Source organism: Bacillus sp. J41TS8, assembly GCF_018333035.1.
In the GTDB taxonomy this organism is placed as follows: Bacteria; Bacillota; Bacilli; order Bacillales; family Bacillaceae; genus Bacillus; species Bacillus paralicheniformis.
This window is the reverse complement of sequence record NZ_BORF01000001.1, coordinates 273,001-287,002: the sequence shown is the minus strand read 5'-3', so window position 1 is coordinate 287,002 and position 14,002 is coordinate 273,001. Positions and strand designations below refer to the sequence as shown.

14 protein-coding genes are annotated in these 14,002 nt (G+C 48.7%); 13 read left to right on the top strand and 1 reads right to left on the bottom strand.

Annotated features, from left to right (window positions below; genetic code table 11):
• Positions 1–47 precede the first annotated feature (47 nt).
• Positions 48–1,313: a replication-associated recombination protein A gene (locus KI350_RS01570; protein WP_020452404.1), complete on the bottom strand. Its 1,266-nt coding sequence runs from the start codon at positions 1,311–1,313 to the stop codon at positions 48–50.
• A gap of 505 nt (positions 1,314–1,818) precedes the next feature.
• On the opposite strand from KI350_RS01570, the gene cymR reads away from it, so the two are divergent.
• The 13 genes from cymR to KI350_RS01505 all read left to right on the top strand — a co-directional run bounded on the left by cymR (position 1,819) and on the right by KI350_RS01505 (position 13,925).
• On the top strand, positions 1,819–2,235 hold the full coding sequence (gene cymR, locus KI350_RS01565; protein ID WP_023855382.1) for a cysteine metabolism transcriptional regulator CymR: 417 nt from the start codon (positions 1,819–1,821) through the stop codon (positions 2,233–2,235).
• A gap of 20 nt (positions 2,236–2,255) precedes the next feature.
• Entirely contained in the window at positions 2,256–3,395 is a 1,140-nt protein-coding gene (locus tag KI350_RS01560; RefSeq protein WP_009327778.1) for a cysteine desulfurase family protein, read from the top strand.
• Positions 3,396–3,500: 105 nt separating this feature from the next.
• Positions 3,501–4,619 (top strand): tRNA 2-thiouridine(34) synthase MnmA, encoded by a 1,119-nt coding sequence (gene mnmA / locus KI350_RS01555; protein WP_003183938.1) that lies wholly within the window; start codon positions 3,501–3,503, stop codon positions 4,617–4,619.
• Positions 4,620–4,712: 93 nt separating this feature from the next.
• A complete protein-coding gene (locus KI350_RS01550) occupies positions 4,713–5,363 on the top strand; it encodes a tetratricopeptide repeat protein (protein WP_003183935.1) in 651 nt (216 codons plus the stop codon).
• Between the two features lie 51 nt (positions 5,364–5,414).
• Entirely contained in the window at positions 5,415–7,811 is a 2,397-nt protein-coding gene (gene recD2 / locus KI350_RS01545) for an SF1B family DNA helicase RecD2 (protein WP_212930432.1), read from the top strand.
• Between the two features lie 88 nt (positions 7,812–7,899).
• Positions 7,900–8,364 (top strand): PRC-barrel domain-containing protein, encoded by a 465-nt coding sequence (locus KI350_RS01540; protein WP_003183930.1) that lies wholly within the window; start codon positions 7,900–7,902, stop codon positions 8,362–8,364.
• Between the two features lie 15 nt (positions 8,365–8,379).
• Positions 8,380–8,571 carry a hypothetical protein gene (locus KI350_RS01535; RefSeq protein WP_003183928.1) on the top strand — a complete coding sequence of 64 codons (192 nt, stop codon included), beginning with the start codon at positions 8,380–8,382 and terminating at the stop codon, positions 8,569–8,571.
• Between the two features lie 15 nt (positions 8,572–8,586).
• Complete coding sequence (locus tag KI350_RS01530; RefSeq protein WP_003183926.1) at positions 8,587–8,718, top strand: YrzQ family protein; 132 nt, start codon at positions 8,587–8,589, stop codon at positions 8,716–8,718.
• Between the two features lie 90 nt (positions 8,719–8,808).
• Entirely contained in the window at positions 8,809–9,867 is a 1,059-nt protein-coding gene (locus KI350_RS01525) for an AI-2E family transporter (RefSeq protein ID WP_003183924.1), read from the top strand.
• Positions 9,868–10,217: 350 nt separating this feature from the next.
• On the top strand, positions 10,218–12,854 hold the full coding sequence (alaS, locus tag KI350_RS01520; RefSeq protein WP_009327782.1) for an alanine--tRNA ligase: 2,637 nt from the start codon (positions 10,218–10,220) through the stop codon (positions 12,852–12,854).
• A gap of 83 nt (positions 12,855–12,937) precedes the next feature.
• The gene (locus KI350_RS01515) at positions 12,938–13,204 is read left to right on the top strand and encodes an IreB family regulatory phosphoprotein (RefSeq protein WP_003183920.1); all 267 of its coding nucleotides are present in this window, start codon (positions 12,938–12,940) and stop codon (positions 13,202–13,204) included.
• 6 nt (positions 13,205–13,210) lie between these two features.
• Complete coding sequence (gene ruvX, locus KI350_RS01510; protein ID WP_003183918.1) at positions 13,211–13,630, top strand: Holliday junction resolvase RuvX; 420 nt, start codon at positions 13,211–13,213, stop codon at positions 13,628–13,630.
• Positions 13,631–13,640: 10 nt separating this feature from the next.
• Positions 13,641–13,925, top strand: a complete 285-nt coding sequence (locus KI350_RS01505; protein ID WP_003183915.1) for a DUF1292 domain-containing protein — start codon at positions 13,641–13,643, stop codon at positions 13,923–13,925.
• The last annotated feature ends 77 nt before the right edge of the window (positions 13,926–14,002 follow it).

Sequence of the window (14,002 nt, the reverse complement as noted above, 5' to 3'; positions counted from 1 at the left end):
TAAGGAAAAACAGCCTGTCCCCATTTGAAAAGGGAACAGGCTGTTTGTTATTTTTGTTTCATCAGCTTGTCATATACTTGTTTCAGCGCGAGCTCAAATTTTCCTGTCTGCTTCGGCTGATAGTAAACTTTGTTTTTCAGCGGATCAGGCAAGTACTGCTGTTTGACCCAGCCGTTCTCGTAATTGTGCGGATATTTGTATTCGACGCCTCTGCCAAGCTCTGCGGCTCCTTTATAATGGGCGTCTTTTAAATGGTTCGGCACATCGCCGATCTTTCCGGAGCGGACGTCTGCCAGCGCTTCGTCAACCGCAAGGATCGCCGAGTTCGATTTAGGGGACAGGCAAAGCTCGATCACGGCGTTGGCGAGCGGAATCCTTGCCTCCGGAAATCCGATTCGTTCCGCCGTTTGAATGGCTTGAAGCGTTCTTCCTCCAGCCTGCGGACTCGCCAGGCCGATATCTTCATAGGCGATAACAAGCAGCCTCCGTGCAAGGCTTTCCAAATCCCCCGCTTCAATGAGCCTTGCCAGGTAATGAAGTGCAGCATTGACATCAGAGCCTCTGATCGATTTTTGAAAAGCGGAAATGACATCATAATGCGCGTCTCCATCTTTGTCGTGGACAAAGCTTTTTTTCTGCAGGCATTCTTCTGCGATTTCCAATGTAATGCGGATGGTTCCTTCGCTGTTTTCCTTTGTGGACAATACGGCAAGCTCGAGCGCATTCAAAGCCGAGCGGACATCGCCGCCGCAGCTGCGGGCCAAATGGTCAAGCGCTTCATCATCGAGGACAACATCATACGAACCAAGGCCTCTGTGTTCATCCTCAAGCGCCCGTTTAATGGCCGCTTTGATTTGTTCAGAGTCTAATGGTTGCAGCTCGAAAATCTGCGTTCTGCTTCTGATCGCCGGATTGATCGCATGGTACGGGTTGGCTGTCGTCGCCCCGATCATGATAATCATACCGTTTTCCAAATACGGAAGGAGAAAGTCCTGCTTGCCTTTGTCAAGCCGGTGCACCTCATCAAGAATTAAGATGACCTGCCCCGACATTTTGGCTTCGGCGGCAACAGCTTCCATGTCCTTTTTATTATTGATGACAGCGTTCAGCTTTCGGAAAGCGATGCTTGTGCTGCCGGCAATCGCCGTGGCGATCGACGTTTTGCCGATGCCCGGGGGGCCGTACAGAATCATCGATGAGAGGTGTTTGGCCTCCACCATCCGATGAATGATCTTTCCTTCCCCGACCAGATGATCCTGGCCGAGAACCTCTTCGATTTTTGTAGGGCGCATTCGAAATGCGAGTGGTTTCATGATTGATCTCTCCCGAATGTATTCTTTTTATAGAGTAACGGAAAAAAGACGATTAGAAAAGAAATGAATATGGCAAGCTGAATATAGGGCCGAAAATGAAAGTTTATATAAAGTGTGCTATAATAACCTGTAATCTATCAGAAGGGCAAGGCCGGAACCTTGCCTTAACCGAGTTTTTAATATATAACAGATGCTTGAAACCGACAGCCGGCTTGCACCGGTGTTTCATCTTGGAGATCGGCTTATGCCTTGATAGGAAGTGCCGGACGCCTCCTGCGTCCGAACGGGACTCGGCTGCGCGCTTTTTCCTCCTTCGAGGAACGCCGAGTGCTTCGTCTTGGTGAGAAAGGAGACTCGGCTAAAGGCTTTCGCGTCCTGCGAGGAACGCCGAGTAGCTTTGTCCTGGTGAGAAAGGAGACTCGGCTAAGAGCTTTCGCGTCCTGCGAAAAACGCCGAGTACCTTCGTCCTGAAGGCATGATTTATTATAGGTTAGAGGTGTTTATTTTGAAAATATCAACTAAAGGCAGATACGGGCTGACGATTATGATTGAGCTTGCTAAAAAGCATGGGGAAGGCCCGACTTCTTTGAAAAGTATTGCTCAGACAAACGATTTATCGGAACATTATTTGGAACAGCTTGTTTCACCTTTGCGGAACGCAGGGCTTGTGAAAAGCATCCGCGGCGCGTACGGCGGCTATATTCTGGGTGACGAGCCTGAGGCGATTACGGCGGGCGATATCATTCGCGTTCTGGAAGGACCGATCAGCCCGGTGGAAGTGCTTGAAAATGAGGAGCCTGCAAAGCGCGAGCTGTGGATCAAGATTCGCGACGCTGTCAAGGAAGTGCTGGACTCCACGACGCTTGAAGACTTGGCCAGCTATACAGAGGGCGAGCAGGAAGCGTATATGTTTTACATTTAAGATCGAGGTGTAATGGTAGGATGGAACGGATTTACTTAGACCATGCAGCGACTTCTCCGACTGACCCCCGGGTAGTGGAAAAAATGCTGCCTTACTTAACGGAAAACTTCGGAAACCCTTCAAGCATTCATTCCTTTGGAAGGGAGAGCCGGAAATGGCTTGACAGCACGAGGGAGCTGATCGCTCAGGAAATCGGAGCGCATCCCAATGAAATCGTTTTTACGAGCGGGGGAACCGAAGCCGACAATATGGCGATTCTCGGAAGCGCGCTGGCGAGAGAGAAGCAGGGCCGCCACATCATCACGACAAAGATCGAGCACCATGCCGTTCTGCATACGTGCAACAGGCTTGAAGAAATGGGATTTGACGTCACATATCTAGACGTCGACGAAAGCGGAAGAATCTCCGCCGAGCAGGTGAAAGACGCACTGCGAGACGATACCATCCTGGTGACGGTTATGTATGGGAACAATGAAGTGGGAACGATTCAGCCGATAGATGAGATCGGCGATCTGCTAAAGGACCATCCCGCGCTGTTTCATACAGATGCGGTTCAAGCCTTCGGTTTTTTGCCGATTGATGTGCAAAAAAGCCGTATCGATATGATGTCTGTCTCCGGACATAAACTTAACGGGCCGAAGGGAACAGGCTTTTTATACGTCAACGAAAACGTGAAGCTCAGCCAGCTTCTTTTCGGAGGAGAGCAGGAACGCAAACGCCGGGCGGGAACGGAAAATGTCCCGGGAATCGCGGGGCTCGGTGAAGCTGTTTTGCTCTCGGGTCGGGAAAGAGAAGAAAAATCGGATCTTTACCGCCGGTTTAAAGACATCATCACCCGTACGCTGGAAGCAGAAGGCGTCTCATTCGATGTGAACGGCAGCAGGCGGCACAGTCTGCCGCATATTTTGAATCTGTATTTCCCGGGAGTATCTGTTGAATCGCTGCTCGTCAATCTCGATATGGCGGGAATCGCAGTATCGAGCGGATCGGCGTGCACGGCCGGGTCTGTGCTTCCGTCTCATGTTCTCTCCGCCATGTTTGGCGAAGAAGACGATCGGCTCACGTCATCCGTCCGGATCAGCTTCGGCTTTGGCAATACAGAGGAACAGGTTGAGCGCGCCGCGAAAGAACTTGCTAAAGTTGTTAAGCGTCTGTCATAAATTTCGGGAAGCCATGCTCCGAGCTAAAGATTCGCATCCTGCCCGAAAATGATGATATGATCTGAAAGGACAAGTTTTTGAATTGATTTATTGGAGTTGATGAAAATGGCGAAGCGGCCTGAAGATACACGGGTGGTCGTCGGAATGTCCGGAGGCGTTGATTCCTCTGTGGCGGCTTTGCTTTTGAAAGAGCAGGGCTATGATGTCATCGGAATTTTTATGAAAAACTGGGATGACACAGATGAGAACGGTTTTTGCACAGCGACGGAAGATTACGAAGATGTCATAAAGGTATGTAATCAAATCGGCATACCGTATTATGCGGTGAATTTTGAAAAGCAGTATTGGGAAAAGGTTTTTCAATATTTCCTTGATGAATATAAAGCGGGCAGAACGCCGAATCCAGATGTCATGTGCAATAAAGAAATTAAATTCAAAGCCTTTTTGGAGCATGCTTTGTCGCTTGGAGCCGATTATTTGGCCACCGGCCACTATGCGCGGGTCGACCGTACGGACGGGCGTGTTAAAATGCTCAGAGGGCTTGATGAAAATAAAGATCAAACCTATTTTCTAAACCAGCTGACAGAAGAGCAACTGAGCAAAGTGCTGTTTCCGATCGGGCAGCTTCAAAAAAGCCGCGTCAGGGAAATTGCAAAAGAAGCGGGGCTTGCGACAGCTGCCAAAAAAGACAGCACAGGCATCTGCTTTATCGGGGAACGGAATTTCAAAACGTTTCTCAGCCAGTACCTTCCAGCACAGCCGGGAGATATGCGGACGATGGAAGGCGAATTTAAAGGCCGCCACGACGGTTTAATGTACTATACGATTGGACAAAGGCACGGCCTCGGCATCGGCGGAAGCGGAGAGCCGTGGTTCGTCGTCGGAAAAGACCTTGAAAAAAACATCTTGTATGTAGATCAAGGTTTCGACAATCCGCTGCTTTTCTCCGATAAGATTACGGCGACAAACGTAAGCTTTGTGCATAAGGGCGTCTTCGGCGGCGAAGAGGAGCTCGCCTGCACGGCCAAATTCCGCTACCGCCAAGCCGATCATGAAGTCACTGTCAGAATGACCGGGACGGATGAAGCGGAGGTCGTCTTTAAAGAGCCGGTCCGCGCCGTGACGCCGGGACAAGCGGTTGTCTTTTACAAAGGCGAAGAATGCCTCGGCGGCGGAACGATTGATGATGTGTTTAAAGACGGACAACAACTTTGGTATGTATAAAACCGGGGCTCTGGATACACCCCGGAGCTTCTCGAACGGCTGCCGGCAATGTCGGCGGCCTTTTTAAAATAGTTCGTGAAAGGGAGAGGGCTTTTGGATTACAATCAAATTGGAATAGATGCAATGCAAAAAGGCGACTTTGAAAAAGCCGCTGAAGCCTTTACAAAGGCAATTGATGAAAACAGCGGAGATCCGGTGCCTTATATCAACTTTGCCAACCTGCTTTCTGCAGTCGGCGAATTGGACAGGGCGCTTAAGTTTTACGACAGGGCGGCTGCTTTGGATGAGAAAGCAGGAGCGGCTTATTATGGAGCAGGGAATGTCTATGTCATGAAAGAGCGGTATCAAGAAGCGAAGGACATGTTCGAAAAAGCGCATCGGACGGGCATGGAAAACAGCGACTTATATTATATGCTCGGAACCACGCTCGTGAAGCTTGAGCAGCCGAAGCTCGCAATGCCGTATTTGCAAAGAGCCGCCGAGCTGAACGATGCGGATGTCGAAGCCCGTTTTCATTACGCGATGTGCCTTGCCAATGAAGGGATGCTGGACGAAGCGATCACGGAATTTTCAAATGTAACGGAGCGCGACCCGTCCCATGCCGATGCATTTTATAATTTAGGCGTTGCCTATGCGTTTAAGGAAGATCGGAAAACAGCGCTCGACATGCTGAACAAGGCGCTGGACATTCAGCCGGATCATATGCTCAGCATTCGCGCCAAGCAGCTTTTAGAAGAAGCTTGATTGATCAAGGGCCGTCATGACGGATTTTGAATGGAGAGGGGGAGAACAGTGATGCAGCGCCATAACCCGGACCAAATTGAAATGGAAGAAGCTTCATTTGTAAAAGGAATGGTTGCGGCTGTCATTTATCATAATGAAACAAACCTGTATACCGTATTAAAGGTAAAAGTGGAAGAAACATCGGAGTCTTTTGAAGACAAAACCGTTTCTGTCACGGGTTACTTTCCTTTGATCCATGAAGACGATATCTACACTTTTTACGGAAAAACCGCCTCCCATCCGAAATTTGGCCTGCAATTTCAAGCGGATCATTTTAAAAAAGAAGTGCCGACAACGAAAGAAGGCGTGATCCAATACTTGGCCAGCGATTTATTTGAAGGAATCGGCAAGAAAACGGCCGAGGAAATTGTCAATAAGCTGGGGGAAGGGGCAATCAACAAAATTTTAAGCGACGGCGCCGTCCTGTATGATGTCCCGAAGCTCTCCAAAAAAAAGGCGGATAAGCTTGCCGCTGCCCTTCAGCAGCATCAGGGGCTCGAGCAGATTATGATCTCCTTGAGCGAATTCGGCTTCGGCCCCCAGCTGTCCATGAAAATTTATCAGGCGTACGAAGCGGAAACGCTCGATAAAATCCGCGAAAATCCGTACCAGCTTGTCAAAGATGTTGAAGGAATCGGCTTTATCAAAGCAGACGAACTGGGCGGCAGAATGGGGATCTCAGGCAAACATGAAGAGCGGATCAAAGCGGCGATTTTATACACGGTTGAAGCGACATGCCTTCAAGAAGGGCATACGTACATAGAAACGAGACAGCTCATCATCGAGACGCAAAAGCTGTTAAACCAGTCAGCAGGCGATGAAAAAGTAACCGAGATGGATGTGGCGGACGCGATCATTTCCTTAGGGGAGCAAAAAGAGCTGTTCATTGAAGATGAAAGGTGTTATTATCCGTCCCTTTACTACGCTGAACAAAGCTTTGCCAAAAGGGTGCAGAAAATCGCCGGACAGACCGAATACGATGACCAGTTTCCCGAATCGGAATTCCTGCTCGCTTTAGGGGAGCTTGAAGAACGGATGAAAGTGCAGTACGCGCCAAGCCAAAAAGAAGCCATACAAAAAGCGCTGATGTCGCCGATGCTGCTTTTGACGGGCGGACCGGGAACCGGGAAAACGACCGTCATCAGGGGAATCGTCGAGTTGTACAGCGAGCTGCACGGCTTAAGCTTAAATCCGGCTGATTACAAAAAAGATGAAACGTTTCCGTTTGTGCTGGCAGCACCGACCGGCCGGGCCGCTAAGCGGATGAGCGAGTCGACCGGTCTGCCGGCCGTTACGATTCACAGGCTTCTCGGCTGGAACGGAGCCGAAGGATTTACGCACGATGAAGACAATCCGATTGAAGGACGGCTGCTCATTATTGATGAAACGAGCATGCTTGATATATGGCTTGCCAACCAATTATTCAAGGCGATCCCCGATCGGATACAGGTGATCATGGTCGGAGATGAAGACCAGCTTCCGTCCGTCGGTCCCGGACAGGTGCTAAGGGATCTGTTGGCATCGAATGTGATTCCTTCTGTCAGATTAACCGACATTTACAGACAGGCTGAAGGCTCTTCAATCGTTGAACTGGCGCACGAAATGAAACAGGGAAAGCTTCCGGAAAACTTGGCCGCCCCGACAAAAGACCGTTCTTTTATTCGCTGCCGCCAGCAGCAGATCAAAGAAGTCGTCGAAAAAGTCGTCAAAAACGCGCTGCAAAAAGGATATTCGGCCAGGGATATTCAGGTTTTGGCTCCGATGTACAGAGGAGCGGCCGGCATCAATGAGTTGAACGCCCTTTTGCAGGGCATACTGAATCCGCCGAAGCCGAAAGGCAGGGAAATGAAGTACGGAGATGTCGTGTACCGTACCGGAGATAAAGTGCTCCAGCTCGTCAACCAGCCGGAGCATAACGTGTTTAACGGTGACATGGGCGAGATCGTCTCGATTTTTTATGCGAAAGAAAATACGGAAAAAGAAGATATGGCCGTTGTCTCTTTCGACGGGAATGAAATCACGTTTGCAAAAAAAGATTTCAACCAGTTTACGCACGCCTATTGCTGTTCGATCCACAAATCGCAAGGCAGCGAATTTCCGATCGTCATCCTTCCGGTCGTCAAAAGCTATTACCGGATGCTGAGAAGGAACTTGCTTTACACGGCTATTACAAGAAGCAAAAAATTCCTGATTCTGTGCGGCGAAGAGGAAGCCCTTGAATGGGGCGTGAAAAATAAGGAATCATCAGAAAGGCAGACATCGCTTAAAAGACGGCTTCAGCAGGCGGCACATGAAGAGGATGAAGAGCTCATGGCGCTTCAAAAAGAGCTGCCATTCAGCGTCTATGACGCCAATATCGGGATGGAAGGCATTACACCTTTTGATTTTATGGAAAAGGAAGCAGAATAAGTGTTTTTCATGGAATCCATTTCATCGTATGAGTCGCGGCGCAACAGCAGATCATAAGAGTGTTCGTAAAAAGGTGGTTGATCACACTTTGAGAACATGCAATGAGCTGGAAGGACTCAATGTTTACGACAGACAGTCTTCTCTCCCGCTTGGGGTGGTAACGGATATCTGTTTTTCTCACGAAGGGACATGTCTCGGATTGATTATGGAAGAGAAGCGGCGCTTTTACAATCCCCGTTCGCTTCTTCCGCTTCCCGCGGTCACCGAAATCGGACGTGACGGCGTATACGTTGATTTCACCGAGTTCAAGCCGATGCAAGTTCCGAAGCAGAGTCTTTCTTATGACCAGATGAAGCAAAAAATGGTCAAAAACGGAGCAGGAGATACGCTGGGCATGCTGGAAGATGTATACTTTTCTTCCGACACGGGCATAATCGTAGCATATGAACTATCAGACGGTTTTTTTGCCGATTTGTCAGGCGACAAAAAGCAGATTCACTCATCTGGGGAACCGCTTGAAGTAGGCAGAAGCACAATCGTCTTGAACGAATAAGAGGTGTGTGTTCAAATGCTCGTTTGCCCGAATTGCAAAAGCAAAAACATTGGCAAAATCGGTGTAAATCAATATTACTGCTGGGGATGCTTTATTGAGCTGACCCTATCAAAAGGAAAAATTTCGACCCATCAAGTCGAAGAGGACGGAACATTGAGCAGCCTGGACGATCTGTTTACAGATGACGAACGAACGATCAACCTTTGAATGGAGGTTAGAAAGTTGAATCGTACAATGACTTCTCTCATTTCTTTAGGAGCCGGGGCTTTAATGTACTACATGGCGTCTCAGAACGATATGATGAACAAGCGAAACATGAGAAAGCTGAGAAGACGCGTCATGAAAATGTTTTAAGCAGAAAGGGATACCCTTAAAAGGGGTGTCCCTTTTTTTCTTAGGGAATAATTACAAGCAGAAATCAAAAGCTAACAAGGGGTGAAAAACATGCTGAAAAAACCGCTGCAGCTTTTAATGTGGGTCTCGATCTTTATGCTTTTGCTATTAACCGTCTATATCTTTTTGCAGCTGAGAATGATTTGGGAGCCTGTCTGCGTGCTGCTCAAGTCGATTCTGATCCCGCTGGCGATCGCGGTTTTTATCACCTATCTGCTTTTGCCTGTCGTGGAAAAGATACACCGGGCAGGCGTGCCGAGAACATTGAGTATTTTGCTGATTTATTTTCTGTTTTTTGCAGGTCTCGGCTACGCTTTTTACAAAGGGGTGCCGATCCTCATTAAACAGCTGACAGAGCTTTCAGAGGGAATTCCGGTTCTTGCCGCATCATACGAAAACATGCTGGATCAGCTGCATCATCATACAGACGGCTGGCCTGACGGCATGCACGACAGAGTCGACAGGTTCGTCAATCAGACGGAAGAATTCGTTGCAAGCTGGGTAGAACGGACGATACGAAGCATCCGATTCGTTTTTGATTATATGCTCTTGGCGGCGATCATTCCGTTTTTAGTATTCTACATGGTGAAAGATATTGATACGATGAAAAAGGCGGTATGGTATTTGACGCCTTCTTCATGGAGAGCAAGAGGCAGCGAATTCATCCGGGATGTCGATGATTCTCTCGGGGACTACATCAGAGGCCAGCTTTTTGTCTGCCTTGTCATCGGCTTGGGAGCGAGCCTGTCATTTTGGTTTTTTGACCTGCCCTATCCGCTGATCCTCGGCCTTGTCATCGGCGCGACAAATGTCATTCCGTATTTCGGCCCTGTCATCGGCGCGATTCCGGCTGTCATGGTAGCAGCCGCTTTATCGACGAGGCTCGTTTTCGTGGTGATCATTACGATTTTGATTCTTCAGTTTATTGAAGGCAATATCCTCGGGCCCCTTGTCGTCGGCAAAAGCCTGCATATGCATCCGGTTGTCATTATGCTTGGATTGCTGGCGGGCGGGGAGCTTGCCGGCATCATCGGCATGATTCTGGCTGTGCCTGTCATGGCTGTTATCAAAGTGATGCTCGTCCATTTTTTAGCGGCAAGAAAAGCGTAAGCGGCAGAAGTTTGACATAACGGCTTCCGTTGTCTATAATTTCGAAATAGACATACATACGTATCTCGATTGACGGATCCGAGTATACTGAAGCCCTGTTTTATAGAGAGAAGCTCCATAGCGGTGAAAGAGCTTTAACAGAAGATCAGTAGAAGCTAATCCTGAGTGCAGGCGAAAACCTGCCGTCTTCATCCGGCGTTATTCGGATATCAAGGTGATGGGCGTTTCGTTTTGTTACGCACATAATCAGGGTGGTACCGCGAGAGGAGCTCTCGTCCCTGTGTAAACGTTGTTTGCATGGGGCGGGGGCTTTTTAATTTGCATGTGCATCATTAAAGGAGGAAAAAATAATGAAGACATTAACATCCGCACAAGTGCGCCAAATGTTTTTAGACTTTTTTAAAGAAAAAGGGCATGCCGTTGAACCGAGCGCCTCTCTTATTCCGCATGAAGATCCCTCCCTGCTTTGGATCAACAGCGGAGTCGCGACGCTGAAAAAATATTTTGACGGACGGGTTGTGCCGGAGAATCCGCGCATCTGCAACGCTCAAAAATCAATCAGGACGAACGATATTGAGAATGTCGGGAAAACAGCCCGCCACCATACGTTCTTTGAGATGCTCGGCAACTTTTCGATCGGCGATTATTTCAAAGAAGAAGCGATCGAGTGGGCATGGGAATTTTTAACCGATCAAAAATGGATCGGCTTCGATCCCGAACGCCTGTCAGTCACGGTGCATCCGGAAGATGACGAAGCGTATGAATTATGGTCAAAAAAAATCGGCATACCTGAGGAACGGATCATCAGACTGGAAGGAAACTTCTGGGATATCGGCGAAGGCCCGAGCGGACCAAATACCGAAATCTTCTATGACCGCGGTGAAGATTATGGAAATGATCCGTCTGATCCGGAGCTTTACCCGGGCGGGGAGAACGAGCGTTACCTAGAAGTATGGAACCTTGTGTTCTCCGAGTTCAACCACAATCCTGACGGAACATACACACCGCTTCCGAAGAAAAACATTGATACCGGGATGGGTCTTGAACGGATGGTATCTGTTATTCAAGACGCCAAGACGAACTATGATACGGATTTGTTTATGCCGATCATCAAGGCGACAGAAGCCATTTCAGGAGAAAAGTACGGCACATCTGCTGAAAAAGATACGGCGTTTAAGGTTGTGGCCGATCATATCCGGACGGCTGCGTTTGCGGTCGGCGACGGAGCGCTTCCGTCAAACGAGGGGCGCGGCTATGTCATCAGAAGGCTGCTTCGCCGCGCTGTCCGCTATGCGAAGTCCATCAATATCAACCGTCCGTTTATGTATGAGCTCGTACCGGTAGTTGCCGACATCATGGCCGCTTTCTACGGCGAAGTCAAAGAAAAAGCGGACTTTATCGCGAAAGTCATCAAAACAGAGGAAGAACGCTTCCATGAAACATTGCACGAAGGCTTGGCGATTCTCTCAGAAGTTATTCAAAAGGAAAAAGCAAAAGGAAACCGCATCATTTCCGGGGAAGATGTCTTTAAACTGTATGATACGTATGGATTCCCTGTTGAACTGACCGAAGAATACGCCGAAGATGAAGGCATGGAAGTCGATCATGAAGGATTTGAGCGCGAGATGGACAAGCAGCGCGAACGGGCCCGGCAGGCGCGCCAGGACGTCGGCAGCATGCAGGTTCAAGGCGGCGCTCTCCGCGATATCATGACAGAAAGCGAGTTCATCGGCTATTCCGATATCAAAACGGAAACGAAAATCGCCGAGCTTCTTCAAGACGGAGAACTTGTCGATCTCGTTCAGGAAGGCCAAAAGGTTCAGTTCATTCTGGAAAAAACGCCGTTCTATGCTGAAAGCGGCGGACAAATCGGTGATAAAGGCTGGGTTAAAAGCGGTGATGCGGCTATTCGCGTCACAGACGTTAAAAAAGCGCCAAACGGCCAGCACCTGCATGAAGGGATCGTGGAAAGCGGCGCAATTAAAAAAGGCATGAGCGTGACCGCAGAAGTCACGGAGCGGCTCAGAAAAGACATCGTCAAAAACCATACCGCGACACACCTGCTTCACCAGGCGCTGAAAGATGTGCTCGGTACGCATGTCAACCAGGCCGGCTCGCTAGTCACTGACAGCCGTCTGCGCTTTGACTTCTCTCACTTTGGACAGGTGACAAAGGAAGAACTCGAACAAATCGAAACAAAAGTGAACGAGAAAATTTGGGCATCGATTCCGGTTCAAATCGACTTAAAACCGATTGCTGAAGCGAAAGCGATGGGAGCCATGGCACTGTTCGGCGAAAAATACGGGGACATCGTCCGCGTTGTTCAAGTCGGCGACTACAGCATCGAGCTGTGCGGAGGCTGCCATGTGAGAAATACGGCTGAAATCGGCCTCTTTAAGATCGTATCCGAATCAGGAATCGGGGCTGGCACCCGCAGGATCGAAGCTGTAACAGGGCAGGGCGCTTACGAAGAGATGAACGCCAAACTGGAGCTTCTCGAACAGGCGGCAGAAGTCCTGAAAACCAACGTGAAGGAAGTGCCGAAACGGATCGAAGCGCTCCAGTCTGATCTGAAAGATGCTCAGAGAGAAAACGAATCTTTATTGGCGAAACTGGGCAATAAAGAAGCCGGAGAGATTTTGGAAAAAGTAAAAGAAATTGACGGAATCAAACTGCTCGCAGAAAAAGTGAATGCCAAAGATATGAATCACCTGCGCACAATGGTTGACGATCTGAAGGCGAAACTGGGCTCAGCCGTTATTGTTCTCGGGGCGGTTCAAAACGAAAAAGTGAATATTTCCGCCGGAGTTACAAAAGATTTAATAGAGCGGGGTTTCCACGCAGGCAAGCTTGTCAAGCAAGTCGCAGAAGCATGCGGAGGCGGCGGAGGCGGCCGTCCTGACATGGCGCAGGCGGGAGGAAAACAGCCTGAGCGGCTGGCAGAAGCATTAGCATCTGCGGAAGAATGGGTAAAATCCGTTTTATAAATAGCCATTGTGGTGTAGAATGGTGATTAGAAGGTAATCAGGCTGAAACTTTGCCTGCGAATTTGGGAAAGAGGTGCAAAACGGTGAGCTCATTTGATAAGACGATGAAATTCAACTTTTCCGACGATTCGATGGAAACCAATGTAAATGAAGTGCTGATAACCGTCCATGACGCGCTTCAGGAAAAAGGCTACAACCCGATCAACCAAATTGTCGGATATCTGCTGTCAGGAGATCCCGCTTACATTCCAAGGCATCGAGATGCACGCAACCTGATTCGGAAAATAGAAAGAGACGAGATAATCGAAGAATTGGTTAAATCGTACTTAGAACAGCATAAAGAGGCGTAAACAAGCATGCGAATATTAGGTCTGGATTTAGGTTCGAAAACGCTCGGCGTAGCGCTGAGCGATGAAATGGGCTGGACGGCTCAAGGGATAGAAACGATTAAAATCGACGAGGCGGGCGGTGACTACGGCTTGAACCGCCTTGCCGAATTGACGAAAGACTATGTAATAGACAAGATTGTACTCGGTTTTCCCAAAAACATGAACGGAACCGTCGGCCCGAGGGGGGAAGCGAGCCAGAAGTTCGCGGAAGTGCTTGAAGAAACGTTTCAAGTTCCCGTCGTGCTTTGGGACGAGCGCCTCTCGACAATGGCGGCCGAAAGAATGCTGATTTCAGCAGATGTAAGCAGGCAAAAGAGAAAAAAAGTAATTGATAAAATGGCGGCCGTGATGATCCTTCAAGGATATCTCGACAGCCTAAACTCATGAGGTGATTACGATGGAACACGGAGAAAAAAACATTACAATTGTAGACGATAAAGGGAATGAACAGCTGTGTGAAGTGCTCTTTACATTTGACAGCGATCAGTTTAACAAGTCATACGTGCTTTATTATCCGATTGAAGCACAGGACGATGAAGAGATCGAGATCCATGCTTCAAGCTTCGTACCGAATGAAGCAGGAGAAGACGGCGAACTGATGCCGATTGAAACAGAAGAAGAGTGGGATATGATTGAGGAGACGCTGAACACGTTTTTAGCGGATGAAGACGAAGAAGAATAAAGAAGCGGCTAGACTGCTTGACAAAATCCTAAAACGATTGAAGTTTTAGGATTTTGTCATTCTTTAAAGCGTGATCT